Here is a 17,047-nt window from a genome sequence, read left to right on the forward strand (position 1 = left end):
TAGGTAGCCATAGAGGTTGTTCGATTCTTAACGCGATGTATTGGGATGACCTGTGAAAACAGGTGGATGGCCTATTGAAGCGTGTCCGGCCAACGTCGTTGCGAGATGTCAGCAATTTCTCCCTCCAGACTGGCGACCTGGTTTTCAAGGTGGCATAGCCGGTCGTAGTCTTGTCGGATTTCTATATAGGTCCGTTCGGATGGCAGCGGCACCATGACCGCGCTCAGCAGTGTCCCGGGGCTGATGTGCTGCACGCCAGCTCCGACCTGGAGACCTTCAAGCTGTGCCTGGCCATGCGGGGAACGCAGGTACATGACGAGGACCTCGGGTGACAGGTGTTTGTCTTGCCACTTCGGGTCCAAGCGCAGTACAAGGCAACTCTGAGACACAACGGTTGGGCGTTGCTGCGCAGCAGTTCCCATCAGCGCAACCCGCCCGACTGAGCCCTTGATGGAAATCACGATGTCCCCCGGCTGCACCAGCGTCGAGTCTTTCGGTGCTGATTTCAGGTAGACGGTTTTCTCGATGTCACGGTTGATGGGTTGCCACTGGTGCAGGTCTGCCAGCCCTACCTCTGCGACTTCGATAGGGGTAACCTCTTTCGAGGACACAGGCGGTCTCACGGCCGCGCAGATGTCGCCAAGCTTGACCGCGTTATCACCCAGGTCAGCAACGCGCCGCAGGTAGCGCGAGGGGGCGAAGCTGAATTCGTTTGCCTCAATCTCGTCGCGGCTCACAAGTCGGGCCTTGTCCGACTGAGCGCGTCGAAGCGCCACCTCCCGGCCTGCCGAAACAATGTCTCCAGCCTCTTGCAGCGAACGACGGCCACTGCCCAGGTCGGCCATGTAGATAGCGTCTGACCCACTTGTCGCGTCTAGTACCGTGATGGCGCCCGCGATGCCCATGGTCGGGAACACACCAGGGGGGAGCGTGACAACGGCCTGAACCCTAGTGCCTTCATCACCCCGGTTCAGCAGGTATTCTCGCAGACGCTGTTCTTGCCCCTTCGAAAACAAAACACCTTGAGGCGTCACGAATACTGCCCGCTTGTCGATGCGATTTGCGAATTCGAAGAAGGCCCAGGACTCGCTACGAGCGAACTGCTCATAGGCCCGAGTTCCGGTGATGTCCCACATCGACATGGGGCTGTCCTTGATGTGCATAGCGAAGGGGGGCATCACCAGCGCGAAATCCGCTCGCCCTATCGGACGGCCAGCAGCGTCGCGCTCCACCTCGGCTCTCACCGTTGGCGGTTGAGACTGGCCCGTTTCAATCGTCAACAGAAGCTGCCTCTCCAGTTGCGAAAACCCCAACGGCGACGCGGTAAGAACACGCCATCCACGGCGCAGGGCTTCGACGGTCAACTGTCCTTTAAAGTCGAACGGAATCCAGACCTCACTATCTAGCGGCGCATCGACCATGTCCATCAGTAACGCAGCCAGCTCGGGTACCACGATGCCTTCGGTGTTGCCGCGTCGCCCCTCCAACTCGGTCATGGATGGCAAAACATCCCAACGGTGCTGCCCCAGTTCCGCTTCTAGCGCGGAAACGATGGCTGCCGCAGCTGCGCGCTGCCCAACATCATGAGCGGCCGCAGAGGACCGCTTGGGAACAATGCGGTCGTACGCTTCCGGTGGCAGTCCCGCCTCCAAAAGCTCACTCCAGGCGTGAAGGTCGGTAAGTTGGTCAATCGTGGAAACACGCCCTGCTTTCCCCTTGATGACCATGCGACCTGCGGCCAGCCAGGTCAGGACGAACATCTGCGCATCAACGGTACCATCAGCTCGCGCAAGATTTGCCAGTTGCCAACAGGCCCTCGTAGCAGGTGTTTCGATTCGTGCCATGGTGCTATTCGTCTTTTCTTAATTGTGGTGGCGGTGGCCCATTGTGATGACGGTCTGGTCCGCGGCGCTGACCACGGCATAGACCCCAGCCAGCGCCTCCACTTGCTTGGTGCGGCCAACCGCACGACTGAGGGTGTCAAGCGAGTCAGAAGTCATCAAGTAACGAATGCCACCCTTTCCGTCGAACTCGCGTTGTCCGTATGCCAACAGCAACGGAAGGGCGACCTTGTCAATGCCGCGCTGCTTCGCACGCTTGTCCGCATGATGAGACATGGTCGATGCGCGACGATAGCGTCCAGACTCGAACCCTTCATTGCTGTAGCTCACAATATTGTTCCTCCGCTCAATAAAATTAATCGTAGCGTGCTACAACAAAATACACAAGCGAATTTTATTGTATTTGAAGGGCTCCTTTGCTTCTATATGAAAGTTGAGGCTGACATCAACCTTACCCGCATGCCGACGGCGGACTGACCATCCCTGCCAATCGGAAAGGGGTTCCAGCAGCAATGTCGCGACTGGCTCTGGAGGTCCAGCCGAATGTCAGCATCCGGGGCAAACTGGCGTCGGCGGCAACAGGCATGCCCCCACACGCTGTAACTATGGTAGGACTGCGACTCCATCAGCGGGCCACCTCAGCCGATGCTCCGTGAGCCGTCACGCGAAGCACGTTGCCCTCGGGGGTTATCTGGCGCGGAATATCCGACATGTCTGGTTCGCTCGCAGGAACGGCTTTTTGCAAGTTGCGCTGCTTTGCCATGAGATTGGGCGACGGTGTGAGGGCACGCCGCGCATGCACTTTCACCGAATGCGGCGCTGCACGTCGATGAGATGCAACCTTCCGCGTAGCCCTGACGTGTTTCGGCATGGTCCCACGTGCCTCTGGCGGATTCCATACTTCTGAGTATGTGCCAGCTGCGAACGCAGTGGGCGCGAGCGTAGCCATCAATAACGCCAGTCCAATTTTTTTCACAATTTCTCCCTACCGGCTGCTCGTTTCAGCCACTCCTTGCAACCAATACCCTGTCCGACGCATTCGCCGTCACAGCCGGGACAATATTGCCGGTCCCGTATGTCAGCGTTAGCACGCCAGACGTTTTCGCTCACCGGACCTGCTGTCCCAACGGTGCGGCCATTTTCGCATGCGTAAAAGACCGGCTCACCAGCTTTTCCGCGCCTGACCGCATCGTCAATCGCCTCGTCTCCGAAGGCTGAACGCAGTTTTGCGACGAACGTAGCCATCTCCGGCATCGGATGGTCGAGCCGCCGAACGCGTGCATCCATGATTCAGCCCTCGTTAAAAAGTGTCAGTTCACTCTCGCGGATTTGCGTGTACGATACTGTATAAATATACAGGCTTTTGACCCGCCCATGTCCACTGCTACCGTCCTTGCTGAGGAGATACACCCGTCCCTGTGGCGGGCGTCGCAGCTTGCGCGCAGTCGCGGACGGGTTGTCGAGACTGGGTATCCGGCGCTGTCGGCGGAGTTGCCGGGGGGCGGATGGCCTGTCGGAGCGCTAGTCGACCTGCTGGTCCAGCAAGCCGGCGTCGGCGAACTGCGACTGCTACGTCCGGCGCTCAGTGCCGCGGGAAATCGGCCGGTTGCATTCGTGCAGCCTCCGCATACCCCTGACGGACTGGGGCTCAGCTACATCGGGCTGTCTTTGGACCAGGTGCTTCGGGTGAACACGCAAAAAACTGCGGATGCGCTGTGGTCGGCGGAGCAGATTCTTCGTGCCGGCAGTTGTGGTGCGCTGATTTTCTGGACGCAGTACGCGCAGGCTTCATCGCTTCGACGTCTGCACCTTGCTGCCCAGTCATCGGAAACGCTGTTCATCATGGTCCGGCCGCTGGCCTCTGCGCAGGATGCATCACCCGCGCTGCTGCGGCTGGCGCTCAGACCATCGGCTGACGGTCTGACTGTGGACATTGTGAAACGACGAGGACCCTCTCGCGCAGAGCCCTTGTCGATTCCCCTTCAACCAACCCCTGTTCTGCTTTCACGACATGCGCGTCTTTCTCGCCGTTCATCTGCCGAAGTTGCCGCTCGAGGTCTTCAGACCGAAGTGGTCACCTGAGCCTGCTCACGGCAGCGCCGTGCTCGAGAAAGACAAGGTTGTCATTGCGGATGCCACCGCCCGCACGGCAGGAGTGCGCCTTGGGATGAAGCGCGGCGGTGTGCTGACGCTGTCGCCCGAAACGGAAATGCATGAGCGCGACATAAGTCGCGAAGGCGCGGCGCAGCGCGAGGTTGGCATCGCCCTGATGCGCTTCTCGCCCGAAGTCGCACTGCTCGATGAAGCGACGGTCGTCGTCGAGGTCGGCGCGAGTTTGCGCCTCTTTGGCGGCCTGCTTGCACTGTGTCGCGAGGCGAAGGCCGTCCTCGGTGCGCTCGGCTTCACCGCGCGCATCAGCGCAGCGCCGACTGGCCAGGGTGCCTGGCTGCTCTCGAAGCATGGGAACCGGCGAGTGTTGAAACTTGCATCGCTTGAACATCACCTCTCCGCACTGCCGATGGTCGCGGTCCCCGAGGTCCGTCCGTTTTTCGACTGGTTCGACGGCTTGGGCTGCGAGACCATCGCTGACATACGGCGCTTACCTCGCGCAGGACTGCAACGCCGATGTGGCGAGCACCTTCTGGATTCTCTTGACGGAGCCTTTGGCACGGCGCCCGAACTCTTTGACTGGCTCGAATTGCCGCCAACCTTCTCGGCGCGCATCGAGATGCCAGACCGGCTCGAACATGCGGATGGAGCGGTGTTTGCCGCGCACCGTCTGATTGTGCAGTTATGCGGATGGCTTTGCGCCAAACAACTCGCAGTCACAGGCGTCCGTCTCTCGCTCGAGCACGAGCGCGGACGCGATGCCATTGAGCCAACCATTGTCGACATCGCATTGGGAGAACCGACATGGCGCGAAGAACACCTGGTCAGACTGCTGAAGGAGCGGTTGCATCGTATTGAACTGGCCGCGCCGATGATTGCTTTGCGGCTTGATGCGACGAACGTGGAGACTGCAGCGCCAGCGTCCGACACGCTTTTCCCTGAACCGGGTGGCTCGCAAGAGGACCATCAGAAGCTGCTCGAACTACTTGTCGCACGGCTGGGCGAGGAGAACGTCCTGCGGCCGGCGCCCACAGCCGACCATCGCCCCGAAATTGCGAACCACTGGATTCCAGTCTCGCAAAAGAAAAAGCCAGACACGCTCCCTGAAGGTCTGCCGAGGCCCACATGGATGCTTGATACACCGGTGCGATTGCTGATGCGTCAGCACCGGCCGTTTTATGGTTCGCCGTTGCGCATGGTGTCGCCCGGTGAGCGCATTGAGGCCGGTTGGTTTGATGGTGAGCTCGTGACGCGTGATTATTTTGTCGCGCAGGGAGAAGACACGAGCTGTTACTGGATTTACCGGGAACGCGTCAGCAGCCGCGATGCGGAAGAAGAGCAGCGCTGGTTCCTCCATGGCCTATTTGGATGATGTGCTGTGGATACGACCTTCAATATCCTTCCGGCTTACGCCGAGCTTTTCTGCCGGTCGAACTTTTCTTTCCTGAGAGGCGCCTCGCACGCAGAGGAGCTTGCCGAACGCGCGGCACAACTGGGCTATTCGGCACTCGCAATAACTGACGAATGTTCACTTGCCGGCGTGGTCCGCGCGCACGTTGCGGCCAAGGAAGCGAAGCTCCCGTTTATCGTCGGCGCTCACTTCAAGCTGGTCAACGCCGACGGGTCGCCAGCATTCGGACTTATCCTGCTCGCGAAGAATCGCGAGGGATACGGCAACCTGTCCGAACTCATCACTCTCGCCCGGACACGCGCGCCGAAGGGCGAATATCGACTCACGCCTCAGGACCTGTCGCGACCAGACAAGGAATATCGCCATCTGCTGGGAGCGCCGGATTGTCTTGCGATTCTCGTCCCCGACTTCCCCGCAAAGGAGGACGTGCTGGAAGCGCAGGTCGAGTGGCTCGATGCCACATTCACTGGTCGCGCGTGGGTTGGACTCGTCCTCCATCAGCGGGCAATGGACGACATCCATCGTGGCGCGGTCGAATTTGTTGCTCGCAACTTCGATGTCCCCGTCGTTGCGCTCGGCGACGTCGTCATGCATGTGCGCTCCAGGAAACCTCTGCAGGACACGATGACTGCCATCCGCGTCGGCAAGCCCGTTCACGAATGTGGCTATGACCTCGCGCCCAACGCAGAACAGCATCTGCGCTCGCGGTTGCGGCTGGCCAATTTGTATCCAGATGACGCGCTCGCTGCGACTGTAGACATTGCGAATCGCTGCACTTTTTCGCTCGATGAACTGCGCTACGAATATCCCGACGAACTTGTGCCTGCTGGCATCACGTCGGCGGCGTATCTTCGTCAGGAGACATACATCGGCGCGCAGCGACGCTTTCCATCTGGCATTCCGCACAAAGTGCAGGAGCAGATTGAACACGAGCTGGAACTGATTGCCGACCTGCAATACGAACCGTACTTTCTCACTGTCTATGACATCGTGCGTTTCGCGCGGAGCCAGCACATCCTCTGTCAGGGGCGCGGGTCGGCTGCCAATTCCGCAGTCTGTTACTGCCTTGGGGTCACCGAGGTGGACCCCGCGCGCGGGAACATGTTGTTCGAGCGTTTTATCAGCAAGGAGCGCGGGGAGCCGCCGGACATTGATGTGGACTTCGAGCACCAGCGACGCGAAGAGGTCATCCAATACATCTACCGGAAATACGGACGCGACCGCGCAGCGATTGCAGCCGCAGTGTCGACATATCGGCCACGCGGGGCGCTGCGTGAGACCGGCAAGGCGCTAGGCGTCGACCCGCAGATTGTCGATGTGGTCGCGAAGAGCCATCACTGGTTCGACACGAGTCAGGACCTGCTTAAGCGCTTTGCTGAATCCGGCCTTGACCCGGAGAAGCCGCTGATTCAGGCATGGGCGAAGCTTGCATCGCAACTGCTCGGCTTTCCGCGGCATCTGTCACAGCACTCAGGTGGATTCGTCATCAGTCGCGGCAAGCTCACGCGCCTCGTCCCGGTGGAAAACGCTGCAATGGCAGACCGCAGCGTAATTGAATGGGACAAGGACGATTTAGAATCGCTCGGACTTTTGAAAATTGATGTGCTTGCGCTCGGGATGCTGTCCGCGATTCGCCGCACGCTCGACATTGTGTCGGAGCAGCGCGGTGAACGTTTCGAAATGCAGGACATCCCGCCTGAGGACCCCGCGACGTACGAGATGATTTCTGCGGCGGACACCGTTGGCGTCTTCCAGATTGAATCTCGAGCCCAGATGTCGATGCTGCCGCGCATGCAACCTCGTACGTTCTACGATTTGGTTATCGAGGTCGCCATCGTTCGGCCAGGCCCAATTCAGGGCGGAGCTGTTCACCCGTATCTGCAGCGGCGGCAAGGTTTCGAGCCTGTGACCTATCCGAGCGACGCGCTGAAGACCGCGCTTGGCCGCACGCTGGGCGTGCCGATTTTCCAGGAGCAAGTGATGCAGGTTGCCATCCTGGCAGCCGGTTTCACTCCTGGCGAGGCTGATGGCTTGCGGCGAGCCATGGCCGCGTGGAAGCGCAAGGGCGGCCTCGAAAAATACTACAACCGCATCGTGGTCGGCATGCAGGAACGCGGGTACGACCTTGCCTTCGCCGAGTCGATTTTTGAGCAGATTAAAGGCTTCGGTGAGTATGGCTTTCCGGAGAGCCATGCGGCCAGCTTCGCGCTGCTCGTGTATGCGAGCAGTTGGTTAAAGTGCCACGAACCGGAAGCGTTCCTCGCCGCGATGCTGAACTCGCAGCCAATGGGCTTTTACTCGCCTTCGCAGTTGGTGCAGGACGCGCAACGCCATGATGTCAGGGTATTGCCAGTTGACGTGGCCATCAGTGGATGGGATTCGTCACTTGAGCACGGTGCTGGCGCGACCCGACCGGCTGTCCGTCTCGGTCTGTCGCTGCTTCGCGGCATGAAGGATGGTGCCGCGGAAAGAATCGACAATGCGCGAGCGGTTCGGCCGTTCGAAAGCGTTAGCGACCTTGCCCGCAGAGCGCAGCTCGACCGAAAGGACCTGCATGTCCTTGCTGACGCAAACGCGTTGGCATCGCTTGCCGGAAACAGGCGGGAAGCTCTTTGGCAGTCGGTCGCGGCCGTGCCGGACAAAGACATGCTTGCCATCGCCTCGACACAGGATGAGACACCTGAGTTGGGCGCACCGTCAGAAGAGCACGACATCGTCGCAGACTATCGTTCCGTTGGCCTGACGCTAGGACGTCACCCTCTTGAGCTACTGCGGCCGCAATTGCTCGAAAACCGATTGATGCCGGCATCGACGCTGCGTACTTATCGCCACGGCCGGCTGGCACGCGGATGTGGGCTCGTCACCGTTAGACAGCGCCCCGGCACCGCGAAGGGTGTGCTGTTCGTGACGCTCGAAGACGAAACTGGCAACGTCAATGTAATTGTCTGGCCATCCCTGTTCGAACGACAACGGAAGGAAGCTTTGGGCGCATCGCTACTGGCGGTCTATGGCACATGGCAATGTGAAGGTGAGGTCCGACATCTCGTTGCTCAGCGGCTGGTCGACATGTCTCATCTGCTCGGCGGATTGACTACCGCGAGTCGGAATTTTTGTTGAACCGATGCTGTGACCGAACTCGTGGCTTCCTTTACTAGCAACCAGGGTTCGAATTCAACGTGTCCACCGGGCGCCCGGCCTGTGTCGCCTCGGAGAATGCGTATCATGGGAAGACGAAACGGAGGCATTCATGTGCTACTCGGCCCAGATTCAAGCTGATTACCGGAAGTTCGTGCGCACGTTCGGCGCCATCATGGACATCGGCGAGTTCGCTCGGCTGTTCTTCGAGCGCGCCGAAGGTGTCAGCAAAACGAAGGTGCCCAAAGCGATGGAGGATGCCTTTGCCGAACCGCAAACTGACGCCGAGCGCGAGATTAAAGCGGCCATCGACAAGTTCAATTCAGCTCAGTCTTCGAAGCTTGAGCAGGACTTGTTCAAGCAACGTAAGAGACTGGCAGACGCGGAACGCACGCTTCAAACGAAGGTCACGAAGGCGGCCACAGAAAGTCAGCGAATCGCAACAGACAAAATCGCCTGGACCCTGGGCAAGCTTGAAGACATGCAGCGAATTGTGCCGAAAGCACGCGACTCGCGCATATTCCCGGGTCACTACGCGCCTGTCATGGTTATGGAGAACGGCAACCGCGTGGTCAAACCAATGCGCTATCAGTGCCGCATTGCTGGAAAGCCCGCGTCTTACGACATCAAGTTTCCCGGCACCTACAACGCGCGCCGGGATAGCCTTGAAGGTTTCTGGGCACCATGCTTTGGGCACACGCATGCTGTCCTTCTCGTTGAAGTTTTCTACGAGAATGTGAGCAAGGCGAAGTTCGAGAACACATTACTTGAGACTCACGAGCGCGATGAGAATGTCGTTCTCGAGTTCCGCCCGAGCAACGGTGAACTGATGCACGTTGCCTGTCTGTGGTCACGATGGAGCGCCCCGGGCCAGCCAGACCTGCTGTCGTTCGCCGCCATCACGGATGACCCGCCACCGGAGATTGAAGCGGCCGGCCACGACCGGTGCATCATTCCCATCAAGCCCGAAAACGTTGACGCCTGGTTGAATCCAGACCCCAGAGACCTCGAGTCGCTTTACGCAATTTTGGATGACCGCCACCGGCCGTACTACGAGCACCGTCTCGCGGCGTGACGCCTCTCTTGATGTCGATTTCATAGGCTCGCGCCATCGATTTTGCGACCGAATTTGCGGTAGTCGTCACCATTACGCAAAGCCCACTACTGCATCTGCGGCTGACGCCATCGCCCAGCCGAAGTAAAACACTAAAGCCGCTCGCATGACGGGTGCCTTACAGCCACACCCATGCTAGCTGACGCTTCCTCATGTCGCGCTCGCATCCGTATCGAACTTTCTTCCAAAATCTGCTCGGAGTATTCGGCCAATTCACAACGCTTTAGCAAGCTTGCCGCGATGTCCAGTCTTCCAAAAAAACGCAGGGTGTTTGATACGTGCTCCAGAGCAGAGGTCTTCTCGAGGAGATGAAATACCGAATGCCTGAACTCATCTTCGCCTGCTGCGCGCTTCGCCACGAAGTCACGGATTGAAAATTCCCGTTGCCGCTCAAAGGCCTCACTGTAGCGCAATCTATCCCGGGCGAAGTAAAACATTGCGCTGAGCTCACCGAAAGCTTCTGGAGTTACTTCTTTCGACAAATGCGGCCACGCCGTCATTCGGACGTCGCGTTTGTCGTCCAATATATCCCTCAGGTCAAACGCTTCAAAAGTCTCCGCTTCCTTGATTGCAGCATCGACGTCATTGGGTATGCCATTGAATCGTCTCCTCATCTTGTCAAGGTCGTGATAGTCGCGCCACGAATCAAAAAACATCTGAAGCTGGGTCTCCGTCAGGTGTCGAAACGGCTGTGGCTTATCAATAAGCGCGGCCATCTCTAGGTTACCTTCTATAATCTCTACAGCTTTGGAAAACTCTTTTCCGCTCAGCTTAAATCGCGCGCGAATGTCATCTTTCGCATCAGCAAAAGCGGCCGTTGGCCAATCCCCCCGAGGTGGTAGCCGGTAAGCCACACAAATAAGGTCAAACCGCGACAAGTGTGATGTGTAGGTCTTGTAGCGGTATTCCTCTACCAGTTGCTCTCCCAGACGGCTCAGGCTCTTCAACCTCTCAATCAGCACCTTGAAATTTGTCCAAAGAACGCCGAGGTTGATAATCGCTAGTTGCGTCAGATGTTTCTGGTTGTCGCGGTCGAACGGGTATCGAAATACTTGTCCAGTTGCATCCACCTCAGCGAAGTCTGCGATACCCCTGTCTAACTGCGTTATCAGGTCCCAGTACCGACGGTCAATGTTGGTTGCATGCTCCTTGATGTAGTCCCAAAGTCGACCAATGTTATGCGAGGTATCGACATCTACATCCGTCAAACGGATGTCGTGATGGAGGAGAGCTGGCATCAATCCAATCGCCGCCTTTAGATAAAGTTCGATAGCGTGACGCATATTGAAGCAGATGGGATACACAAACGTATCTGTTGAATGCTTCAAACCCCTATGTTCCAGAACCTGCTCCAGGAGAACGTTCGCGGCATTCGCGAATCCTTCGGCATAGTCGACAATTCCTGGGGAGCCGTTGTTGCCAACGCAGGCATTTGCCCATGATGGAGCTGAGTTCCTAAAAGTTTCGTTTTCGAATCGCTTTGGCATAATTTGTTCTGGATGTGGACAGTCGGCGATGCGGCGGATGTCGTAGTTGTGTATGCATTTTCGATAATCCATCGGGGACTTCAAAATTCCTCTGCATGTCCCCGTCGCGGAAGCAACTAACCATTCATTCTTCGATGGATTTGCCGTGTGATTGCATGCACAATCCTACGACGCGCAAGCTCTGGTAACGGCATTCTTCGAGGATGAAACCTGTTTGTCTGCCTTGATTGCTCCAGTGCATGACTGACGTAGCTTGTATTTGGTGTCCTGCTATAACGCATAACCGAGGGCGCATGGTTGGCGGGGTTCGTCACGCCTCACGGGCTTGCGGTGTATCAGCAGGTATAGAAAGAAAAGACCACCTCGGCGTCATCGGGGAAATGATGCCATTGTAAAGATGCTGCCATGTCTACCACAGAAAAGGTTAGGAAGAAGCCCCGTGTGAAGCGGAGTTCGTCTGTTCCGGGTCAAGCGTACGGCATCCTGGTCCAGGAAGTTCGAGTCCTGTGGCATCTCATGCGTGCGAGGCCAGGCGATGTAGTGGCATTCGAGCATGTTGGCGACGTTTCCACCCGGACCGCAGATGGTCGAGTGGTCTCCGAAGAGGACAAGAGTGGGCTGGCCCACAATCCGATTGCGGATAGAGCCGTATCGCTTTGGAAAACTCTAGCCAACTGGATTGATGCGCGCCGTGACGGTTCCCTGCCGGCCGCGGCTGTCTACGTGTTGTACGTGGCACAACCTTACGAGGGCCCGATTGCGGATGAATTGCACCGTTGTACCAAGACCGACGACGCCATTGAACTCGTCGGCAGGCTTCGTAAGCACTTCGCTGGGGAACTCCAAACCAAAGAAACAATAACAGCAGGCAAGAGCGCCGTGAAGAAGACTAACAGTGCCACCTCGGGCGACGAGTCAGAGCTTGCCGACGAGAGCCCTACAGCGCTTGTTAAGCAGCTTCGTAGAGTGTTCGCCAACGACGACGAAGTTATCGCATCCGTTGTTACGTATTTCTCTATCGAGAAAGGGACTGCCTCCCCAGTGAACGAGGTGCGGAGCGAAATTTCTGCGCATGTTCGCGATGAGCACGTCGAGGAAGTGACTGAATCCCTTCTCGGCTGGACGAAGACCCAGGTGATGGCGCAGATTGAAGCGCGCCGAGTTGTCGGCATCCCCTTCGATGACTTCAGGGAGTATCGCCTCGTCGTCTACGAGCGAGTTCTGGGCAAGCTGAAGGAATTCCCGGAGCACACGCTCACACCCCAGCGAAGCGAAATCGAGGAGCACCTCGACGGCTCGAATTTTGTCCGTCAGCTAAACGTTCTTGAGCTGGAGGAAGAAGCAATTGAAGCCTACATCAAAGACTATATGCGGGCCTCGTCTGCGCGGACGTCGTGGGCGGCCCTTGGGTATCTGAACCCGCGTAGTATCGGGCCGTTCGTTGAAGAGCTCCAAGACCATTGGAAGCAGAGCTCACTGGAAGTAAAGACCCTCGATACGGACAAAACGCCAATCCAGCGAGGCGTGAAGCTTCTCCTTCTCTGCATGAAGAAAGAGACGCGCATTCAGAAAGTGGACGTTCCGTCCTACTTTTCCCGGGGCAGCTTCCACGAGATTGCCAACGAACTAAAAATTGGGTGGCATCCTGATTGGAAGGCGCTCGTCTCGGCACTCGCGAAATAGGTCTCTTATGCTCAACAAAGAGATGTGGCAGGTCCAGAATCCCGGACTCGGTGCCGCACTGATATGGCAATTCGGACGTGCGTTCGCGTCTCAATCGGAGGAGGCAGTGCCTCTTCCATATGCGTTTCTCGTTATCCCACTCTTGTACAACAAGTCGACTCTTGAGGTCGTTGTTAGGACCAAAAAGGGCCTGCGCAAAATTGATGAAAAGCTAAACAACGATGAGACCATCGCGACGACGGCACAAATGAACGTCTTGAGCATGCGTGACCTGTCAAGTGAAAGTCTGGGTATCGCTTTACGGGCCGGCCTGCTCGCCGTCGACGCTGAAGACGCTACATTCCGTTCCCGTGCAACAGCGCACCCGGTGTTGGAAGGGAAGATGCCCAAGGAACTGATGAAGGCAGCTGAGAAGTTGGGACGCTGGGCCGCAGGGGCTTCGTTGCGGGAATTCTGCTTCGTTTTTCGTCTGGAGCTTTAGATTGAAGCTGCAAATTATTGAACTTATCTTGTGGCCGAGAAACGCAGGTCTTGCCCCTCAGGTAGTTCCGTTCGAGCGAAACAAAGCGAACATCATTACCGGGGCATCGAAAACCGGAAAGTCATCGATTATCCCAATCATCGACTACTGTCTCGGGTCTGAGCGCTGCGCAATCCCGGTTGGCGTCATCCGTAAAGCAGTGGCCTGGTTCGGCATGGTGGTGGACACGGACGAAGGGCTAATGCTGCTTGCCCGGCCTGAACCGGGAAGGCAGCCAACCTCGACCGATATGTACGTCAAGGCTGTGCAGGAAGGTAAGACTCCTCTGGATGTTCCCATCGCCAATACCAACGTCGACCGGGTTAAGCTGACGATGGACCGGCTGGCAAGGCTGACGCGCCTCGGTACGGATGCCCAAAACACGACGAGTGGCTACGCGGGCCGTCCCAGCTTTCGGGACCTGATGGCGTTCTGTTTCCAGCCGCAGAACCTGGTGGCCAACCCCGACGTCCTCTTCTACCGTGCGGACACAACGGAGCACCGAGAGAAACTGCGGGCGATATTTCCCTACGTTCTAGGCGTAACGACGCCAGAAATCCTCGAGAAGCAATGGGAGTATGAAAGCCTTCGCAAAGCGGCGCGCGTTCTGGAAAAGGAACTCGCCGCTTACGAGCGCGCATCCGCGACTTGGCGAGCCAACCTTGGAAACTGGGTGTCCGAGGCTTATGAGCTTGGATTCCTACCGGTGGATTCGCTGAAAGATGCTGAGGAACCGGCCATATTGGACGCTCTTTCAGGATTGACCACTGCTAACTTGCCCGAGCCGACACCGGATGCCGAAGGCATCGCTAAGGCTGCCGATGCGTACGGGCAGTTGACAAAGCAGGAGGCGAAACTGAATGCTGAAATAGCGGAAGTTCGGCATCGCATGAGTCGACTTTCTGACCTTCGGTCTTCGGTCAACCAGTTCGAACTATCGCTCGGTACGAGGCAGGAACGTCTTGGGCTTTCGAGGTGGCTGCGCGCTCATACTGAAGAGACTGTCGACGCAGCATGCCCCGTGTGCAGCCAGTCTCTTGATGGTCACGCTGAGAAAGTCGAGACACTTGTCGATGCGCTCGTGGTCGTCGAGTCCGAAGCGCGACGAGTTGCGCGTGCGCCGTCCGTGTACGACCGCGACTGGGTTGCGTTGGAAAAAAAGCTGCGTGAGCTCGTCGATGAACTCGGCGCAGTCGCCGCTACCAGGAAAGGAATTGAAGCGCGGAATCAGAGGGCGAGGCAGCAGAAGTTTCTGGTCACGCAGGCGGCCCGTTTCATCGGTGCGCTTGAGCAAGCTCTCGAAGTATATAAAGGCAGAGAGCGCGGCGGGTCACAGGATGAACTCGACAAAATGTTGGCGCGCATTGAAAAGTTGAAAGGGGAGCTGTCGGGCCACTCCTACCAGGTAAGGCTTGAGCGGGTTCAAAAACGACTGACGCGGTGGATGGGCCGGATTGCCGAGAACCTGGATGCCGAAGACGAAAAGGCCGCTGTGCAGCTCGACATGAAAGAGCTGACCGTCAAGGTGAGTAACGAAAATGGCGGAGCCGACTACCTCTGGCAGCTCGGAAGCGGTGCGAATTGGCTCACGTACCACGTTGCGGCCCTCCTGGCGCTCCATCTTCTGTTCTCGCGAGAAAAGCACTCGCCTGTTCCGGGAGTGCTAGTTTTTGACCAGCCAAGTCAGGTGTATTTCCCGCGGCGGCTCACGGACGGCAGTATCGAAGAGAACTACAAGGTACGGGACGAGGACTCGGAGGCCGTGAAGCGATTCTTCAAAACCTTTGGCGCCGCGGCGTCGACATACAAAGGCCACCTCCAGATTATCGTGCTCGACCATGCAGGGCATCAGTTTTGGGACGGACAGAAAGGAGTTCACTTCGTCCAGGAGTGGCGGAACGGGGACAAGCTCGTTCCGACGTTCTGGCTGGAAGACGAACAGGACACTAGACAAGATGGTATGTAAAACTGGGCGTCGCCGAACGCGTCAGCGTCCCGCGCGCATCGAGAGTTCGTCAGAAAGCGTGTCCGTCGCGGTAATTCTTGGGTTGACTTCTTCGACAATGAGGCAGTAGGCATACTCGACGTAACGCATGACATCAGTGTAAAAAACGGTCTCGCTTCAACTAACCGGGTTAATTTCAATGAGTAACGACTTGGCAGCGCTGCTGGTCACCGCGCGGCGCGGCGCTATCGAGAGAGCGGAGAAGGAGTACAAGCTCCAGTGCGATGTTTTTGATTCTGCTGACCGTAAAGCGCAGGGGGCGACGACTATTGCCGGTGCGTTACTAGCAGCAGACCTTGGCTTTGTCTCGAAACTCACGGACACGCCGAGCCTACTGGCAATCGTCGTTCTGCTTGTGATAACCGGCGCTCTCGGCTGCAGCGTCCTCGCAGCCCTATGGGCGCTGTTTGCGCGAGATTCGGAACTTCCAGCGACGGGTGAAGAATGCGGGCCTGGCTACCGGAAATTGGTGTCGCAGACCTCGGTAGATACATATGCGACTGCGGAATTCGAACTGCTGGACTTCGTCATTGAGAAGCTGAAGGTGGCCAACCACTCGGTTGCGACGGTGGCAGCCAACAAAGCAGGTTGGGTCCATCGGTCACAGCAGGCGCTCATAGTCGCGGCGGCCGCAACCATAGTTCTTACGATTCTTCTAATTTTTAATCCAAAGATGCTGGCATTAACAACCACAGTTCAAGTGGCGCCGGCTGTCGTCCCCCAGGCGGCGTCGACTCCGACGGCGGCTGCTCCAGCAACGTCAGTTTCGCCCGAGCCCACATCGTTCCGCCATGCTGGGTCGGCCGCGAAAGCGCGATGAGACGAAGAACCTCAGGGAGGCAATGCAAGTGAACTTCGAGCTCTTCGAGAAGTACCAATCTGCAATCCGGGACTACCGAGGCCCCCAGGGCGACCCACAATCTGCATCCCTCCGCATGCACCGCAATGGCGAACTTGTGGTGTATTACGCGCCGCTCGAGTGGGTGAGTCCCACGGCGAAGCTCGTTCTCGTTGACGCCACTCCCTGGAAGGCACAGGCCGACATTGCGTTGACCGAGGCGCACCGCGCACTGCTTGAGGGTGCTCCTGTGCCCGAGGTGCTACGTCGTGCCAGTCTCGCGGCTGCGTTTGCCGGGGTGACGCGCCAACGTGTCGTTGCGCTCCTCGACCATATTGGCGTGCATCAGTGGTTGGGCCTGGGCTCGAGCGCAGACCTATTCGGCAAAGCGGGCGACTTGTTGCAGGTGTCGTCCGTGCTTCAGTTTCCCGTGTTCAAAAATGGCGAGAACTTCAGGGCGGGGTGGCATCCCGAAAGAGACCCGATGCTGCGCCTCCAGATGAAAAACCACTTCGGGAAGATGGTAAAAGCCATGCCAGAAGCGGTCTTCATCCCCGTGGGAGCGGCCGCGTCGAGAGGCGTCGAGTGGCTGACCAAGGAAGGCTTCTTGAACAAGGAACGAGTGCTTCATGGCCTCCCCCATCCACGTAAAGAGGAACCTGACCGCACGGCGTATTTCTTGGGCGAGAAGGACCGCGCTGACCTAGACAAGGGAACACACCCCGACAAGATTGACGCGGCGCATGACTACCTGCGGAGCGCAGTCGCGGCGCTGGAATGACTTAATCCTCACTGCCTTTTGAGAATCCGGACATGCCTCGATACCTTGTTCCACCAACAGCATTGCAACTTGCGCGCGACTTGGCGCGGGCGATTGTTGCTAGCAGCCTGCAACTACCGCAGG

The 17,047-nt window shown here is 57.8% G+C and carries 13 protein-coding genes; 9 read left to right on the plus strand and 4 right to left on the minus strand.

Annotated features, from left to right (window positions below; all coding sequences use genetic code 11):
- Nucleotides 1–71: 71 nt before the first annotated feature.
- The 3 genes from B0G74_RS18185 to B0G74_RS18200 all read right to left on the minus strand — a co-directional run bounded on the left by B0G74_RS18185 (nt 72) and on the right by B0G74_RS18200 (nt 3,128).
- Nucleotides 72–1,844: an N-6 DNA methylase gene (locus B0G74_RS18185; protein WP_132376195.1), complete on the minus strand. Its 1,773-nt coding sequence runs from the start codon at nt 1,842–1,844 to the stop codon at nt 72–74.
- Nucleotides 1,845–1,862: 18 nt separating this feature from the next.
- On the minus strand, nt 1,863–2,171 hold the full coding sequence (locus B0G74_RS18190) for a hypothetical protein (RefSeq protein ID WP_132376196.1): 309 nt from the start codon (nt 2,169–2,171) through the stop codon (nt 1,863–1,865).
- Between the two features lie 642 nt (nt 2,172–2,813).
- Complete coding sequence (locus B0G74_RS18200; protein ID WP_132376197.1) at nt 2,814–3,128, minus strand: hypothetical protein; 315 nt, start codon at nt 3,126–3,128, stop codon at nt 2,814–2,816.
- Nucleotides 3,129–3,215: 87 nt separating this feature from the next.
- On the opposite strand from B0G74_RS18200, the gene imuA reads away from it, so the two are divergent.
- The 4 genes from imuA (at nt 3,216) to B0G74_RS18220 (ending at nt 9,571) form a co-directional block, all read left to right on the plus strand.
- Nucleotides 3,216–3,923, plus strand: coding sequence for a translesion DNA synthesis-associated protein ImuA (imuA, locus tag B0G74_RS18205; RefSeq protein ID WP_132376198.1), 708 nt, complete (start codon nt 3,216–3,218; stop codon nt 3,921–3,923).
- Entirely contained in the window at nt 3,853–5,322 is a 1,470-nt protein-coding gene (locus B0G74_RS18210) for a DNA polymerase Y family protein (protein WP_132376199.1), read from the plus strand. The genes imuA and B0G74_RS18210 overlap by 71 nt, the downstream gene beginning before the upstream one ends.
- A gap of 6 nt (nt 5,323–5,328) precedes the next feature.
- Entirely contained in the window at nt 5,329–8,478 is a 3,150-nt protein-coding gene (locus B0G74_RS18215) for an error-prone DNA polymerase (protein WP_132376200.1), read from the plus strand.
- 130 nt (nt 8,479–8,608) lie between these two features.
- Nucleotides 8,609–9,571, plus strand: a complete 963-nt coding sequence (locus B0G74_RS18220) for an SOS response-associated peptidase family protein (RefSeq protein WP_132376201.1) — start codon at nt 8,609–8,611, stop codon at nt 9,569–9,571.
- A gap of 131 nt (nt 9,572–9,702) precedes the next feature.
- On the opposite strand, the gene B0G74_RS18225 is transcribed toward B0G74_RS18220, so the two are convergent.
- Nucleotides 9,703–11,169 (minus strand): hypothetical protein, encoded by a 1,467-nt coding sequence (locus tag B0G74_RS18225; protein WP_132376202.1) that lies wholly within the window; start codon nt 11,167–11,169, stop codon nt 9,703–9,705.
- A 468-nt stretch (nt 11,170–11,637) separates the two neighbouring features.
- Between B0G74_RS18225 and B0G74_RS18230 the strand changes: the two genes are divergently transcribed.
- From B0G74_RS18230 to B0G74_RS18250, 5 genes are all read left to right on the plus strand, one after another.
- Nucleotides 11,638–12,780 carry an ABC-three component system protein gene (locus B0G74_RS18230; protein WP_132376203.1) on the plus strand — a complete coding sequence of 381 codons (1,143 nt, stop codon included), beginning with the start codon at nt 11,638–11,640 and terminating at the stop codon, nt 12,778–12,780.
- A gap of 7 nt (nt 12,781–12,787) precedes the next feature.
- Nucleotides 12,788–13,261: a three component ABC system middle component gene (locus tag B0G74_RS18235; RefSeq protein WP_132376204.1), complete on the plus strand. Its 474-nt coding sequence runs from the start codon at nt 12,788–12,790 to the stop codon at nt 13,259–13,261.
- Between the two features lies 1 nt (nt 13,262).
- The gene (locus tag B0G74_RS18240) at nt 13,263–15,266 is read left to right on the plus strand and encodes a DUF3732 domain-containing protein (protein ID WP_132376205.1); all 2,004 of its coding nucleotides are present in this window, start codon (nt 13,263–13,265) and stop codon (nt 15,264–15,266) included.
- A 190-nt stretch (nt 15,267–15,456) separates the two neighbouring features.
- Nucleotides 15,457–16,125 carry a hypothetical protein gene (locus tag B0G74_RS18245; RefSeq protein ID WP_132376206.1) on the plus strand — a complete coding sequence of 223 codons (669 nt, stop codon included), beginning with the start codon at nt 15,457–15,459 and terminating at the stop codon, nt 16,123–16,125.
- Between the two features lie 28 nt (nt 16,126–16,153).
- Complete coding sequence (locus B0G74_RS18250; protein ID WP_132376207.1) at nt 16,154–16,924, plus strand: hypothetical protein; 771 nt, start codon at nt 16,154–16,156, stop codon at nt 16,922–16,924.
- Nucleotides 16,925–17,047: the final 123 nt, after the last annotated feature.

This window comes from Paraburkholderia sp. BL9I2N2 (genome assembly GCF_004339745.1).
Classification (GTDB): Bacteria; Pseudomonadota; Gammaproteobacteria; order Burkholderiales; family Burkholderiaceae; genus Paraburkholderia.

What these genes read in the sequence shown, in the direction of transcription:
- B0G74_RS18185 (WP_132376195.1), bottom strand. Translation starts at nt 1,844, where the DNA reads ATGGCACGAATCGAAACACCTGCTACGAGGGCCTGTTGGCAACTGGCA.
- B0G74_RS18210 (WP_132376199.1), top strand. Translation starts at nt 3,853, where the DNA reads ATGCGCGTCTTTCTCGCCGTTCATCTGCCGAAGTTGCCGCTCGAGGTC.
- B0G74_RS18220 (WP_132376201.1), top strand. Translation starts at nt 8,609, where the DNA reads ATGTGCTACTCGGCCCAGATTCAAGCTGATTACCGGAAGTTCGTGCGC.
- B0G74_RS18235 (WP_132376204.1), top strand. Translation starts at nt 12,788, where the DNA reads ATGCTCAACAAAGAGATGTGGCAGGTCCAGAATCCCGGACTCGGTGCC.
- imuA (WP_132376198.1), top strand. Translation starts at nt 3,216, where the DNA reads ATGTCCACTGCTACCGTCCTTGCTGAGGAGATACACCCGTCCCTGTGG.
- B0G74_RS18200 (WP_132376197.1), bottom strand. Translation starts at nt 3,128, where the DNA reads ATGGATGCACGCGTTCGGCGGCTCGACCATCCGATGCCGGAGATGGCT.
- B0G74_RS18225 (WP_132376202.1), bottom strand. Translation starts at nt 11,169, where the DNA reads ATGGATTATCGAAAATGCATACACAACTACGACATCCGCCGCATCGCC.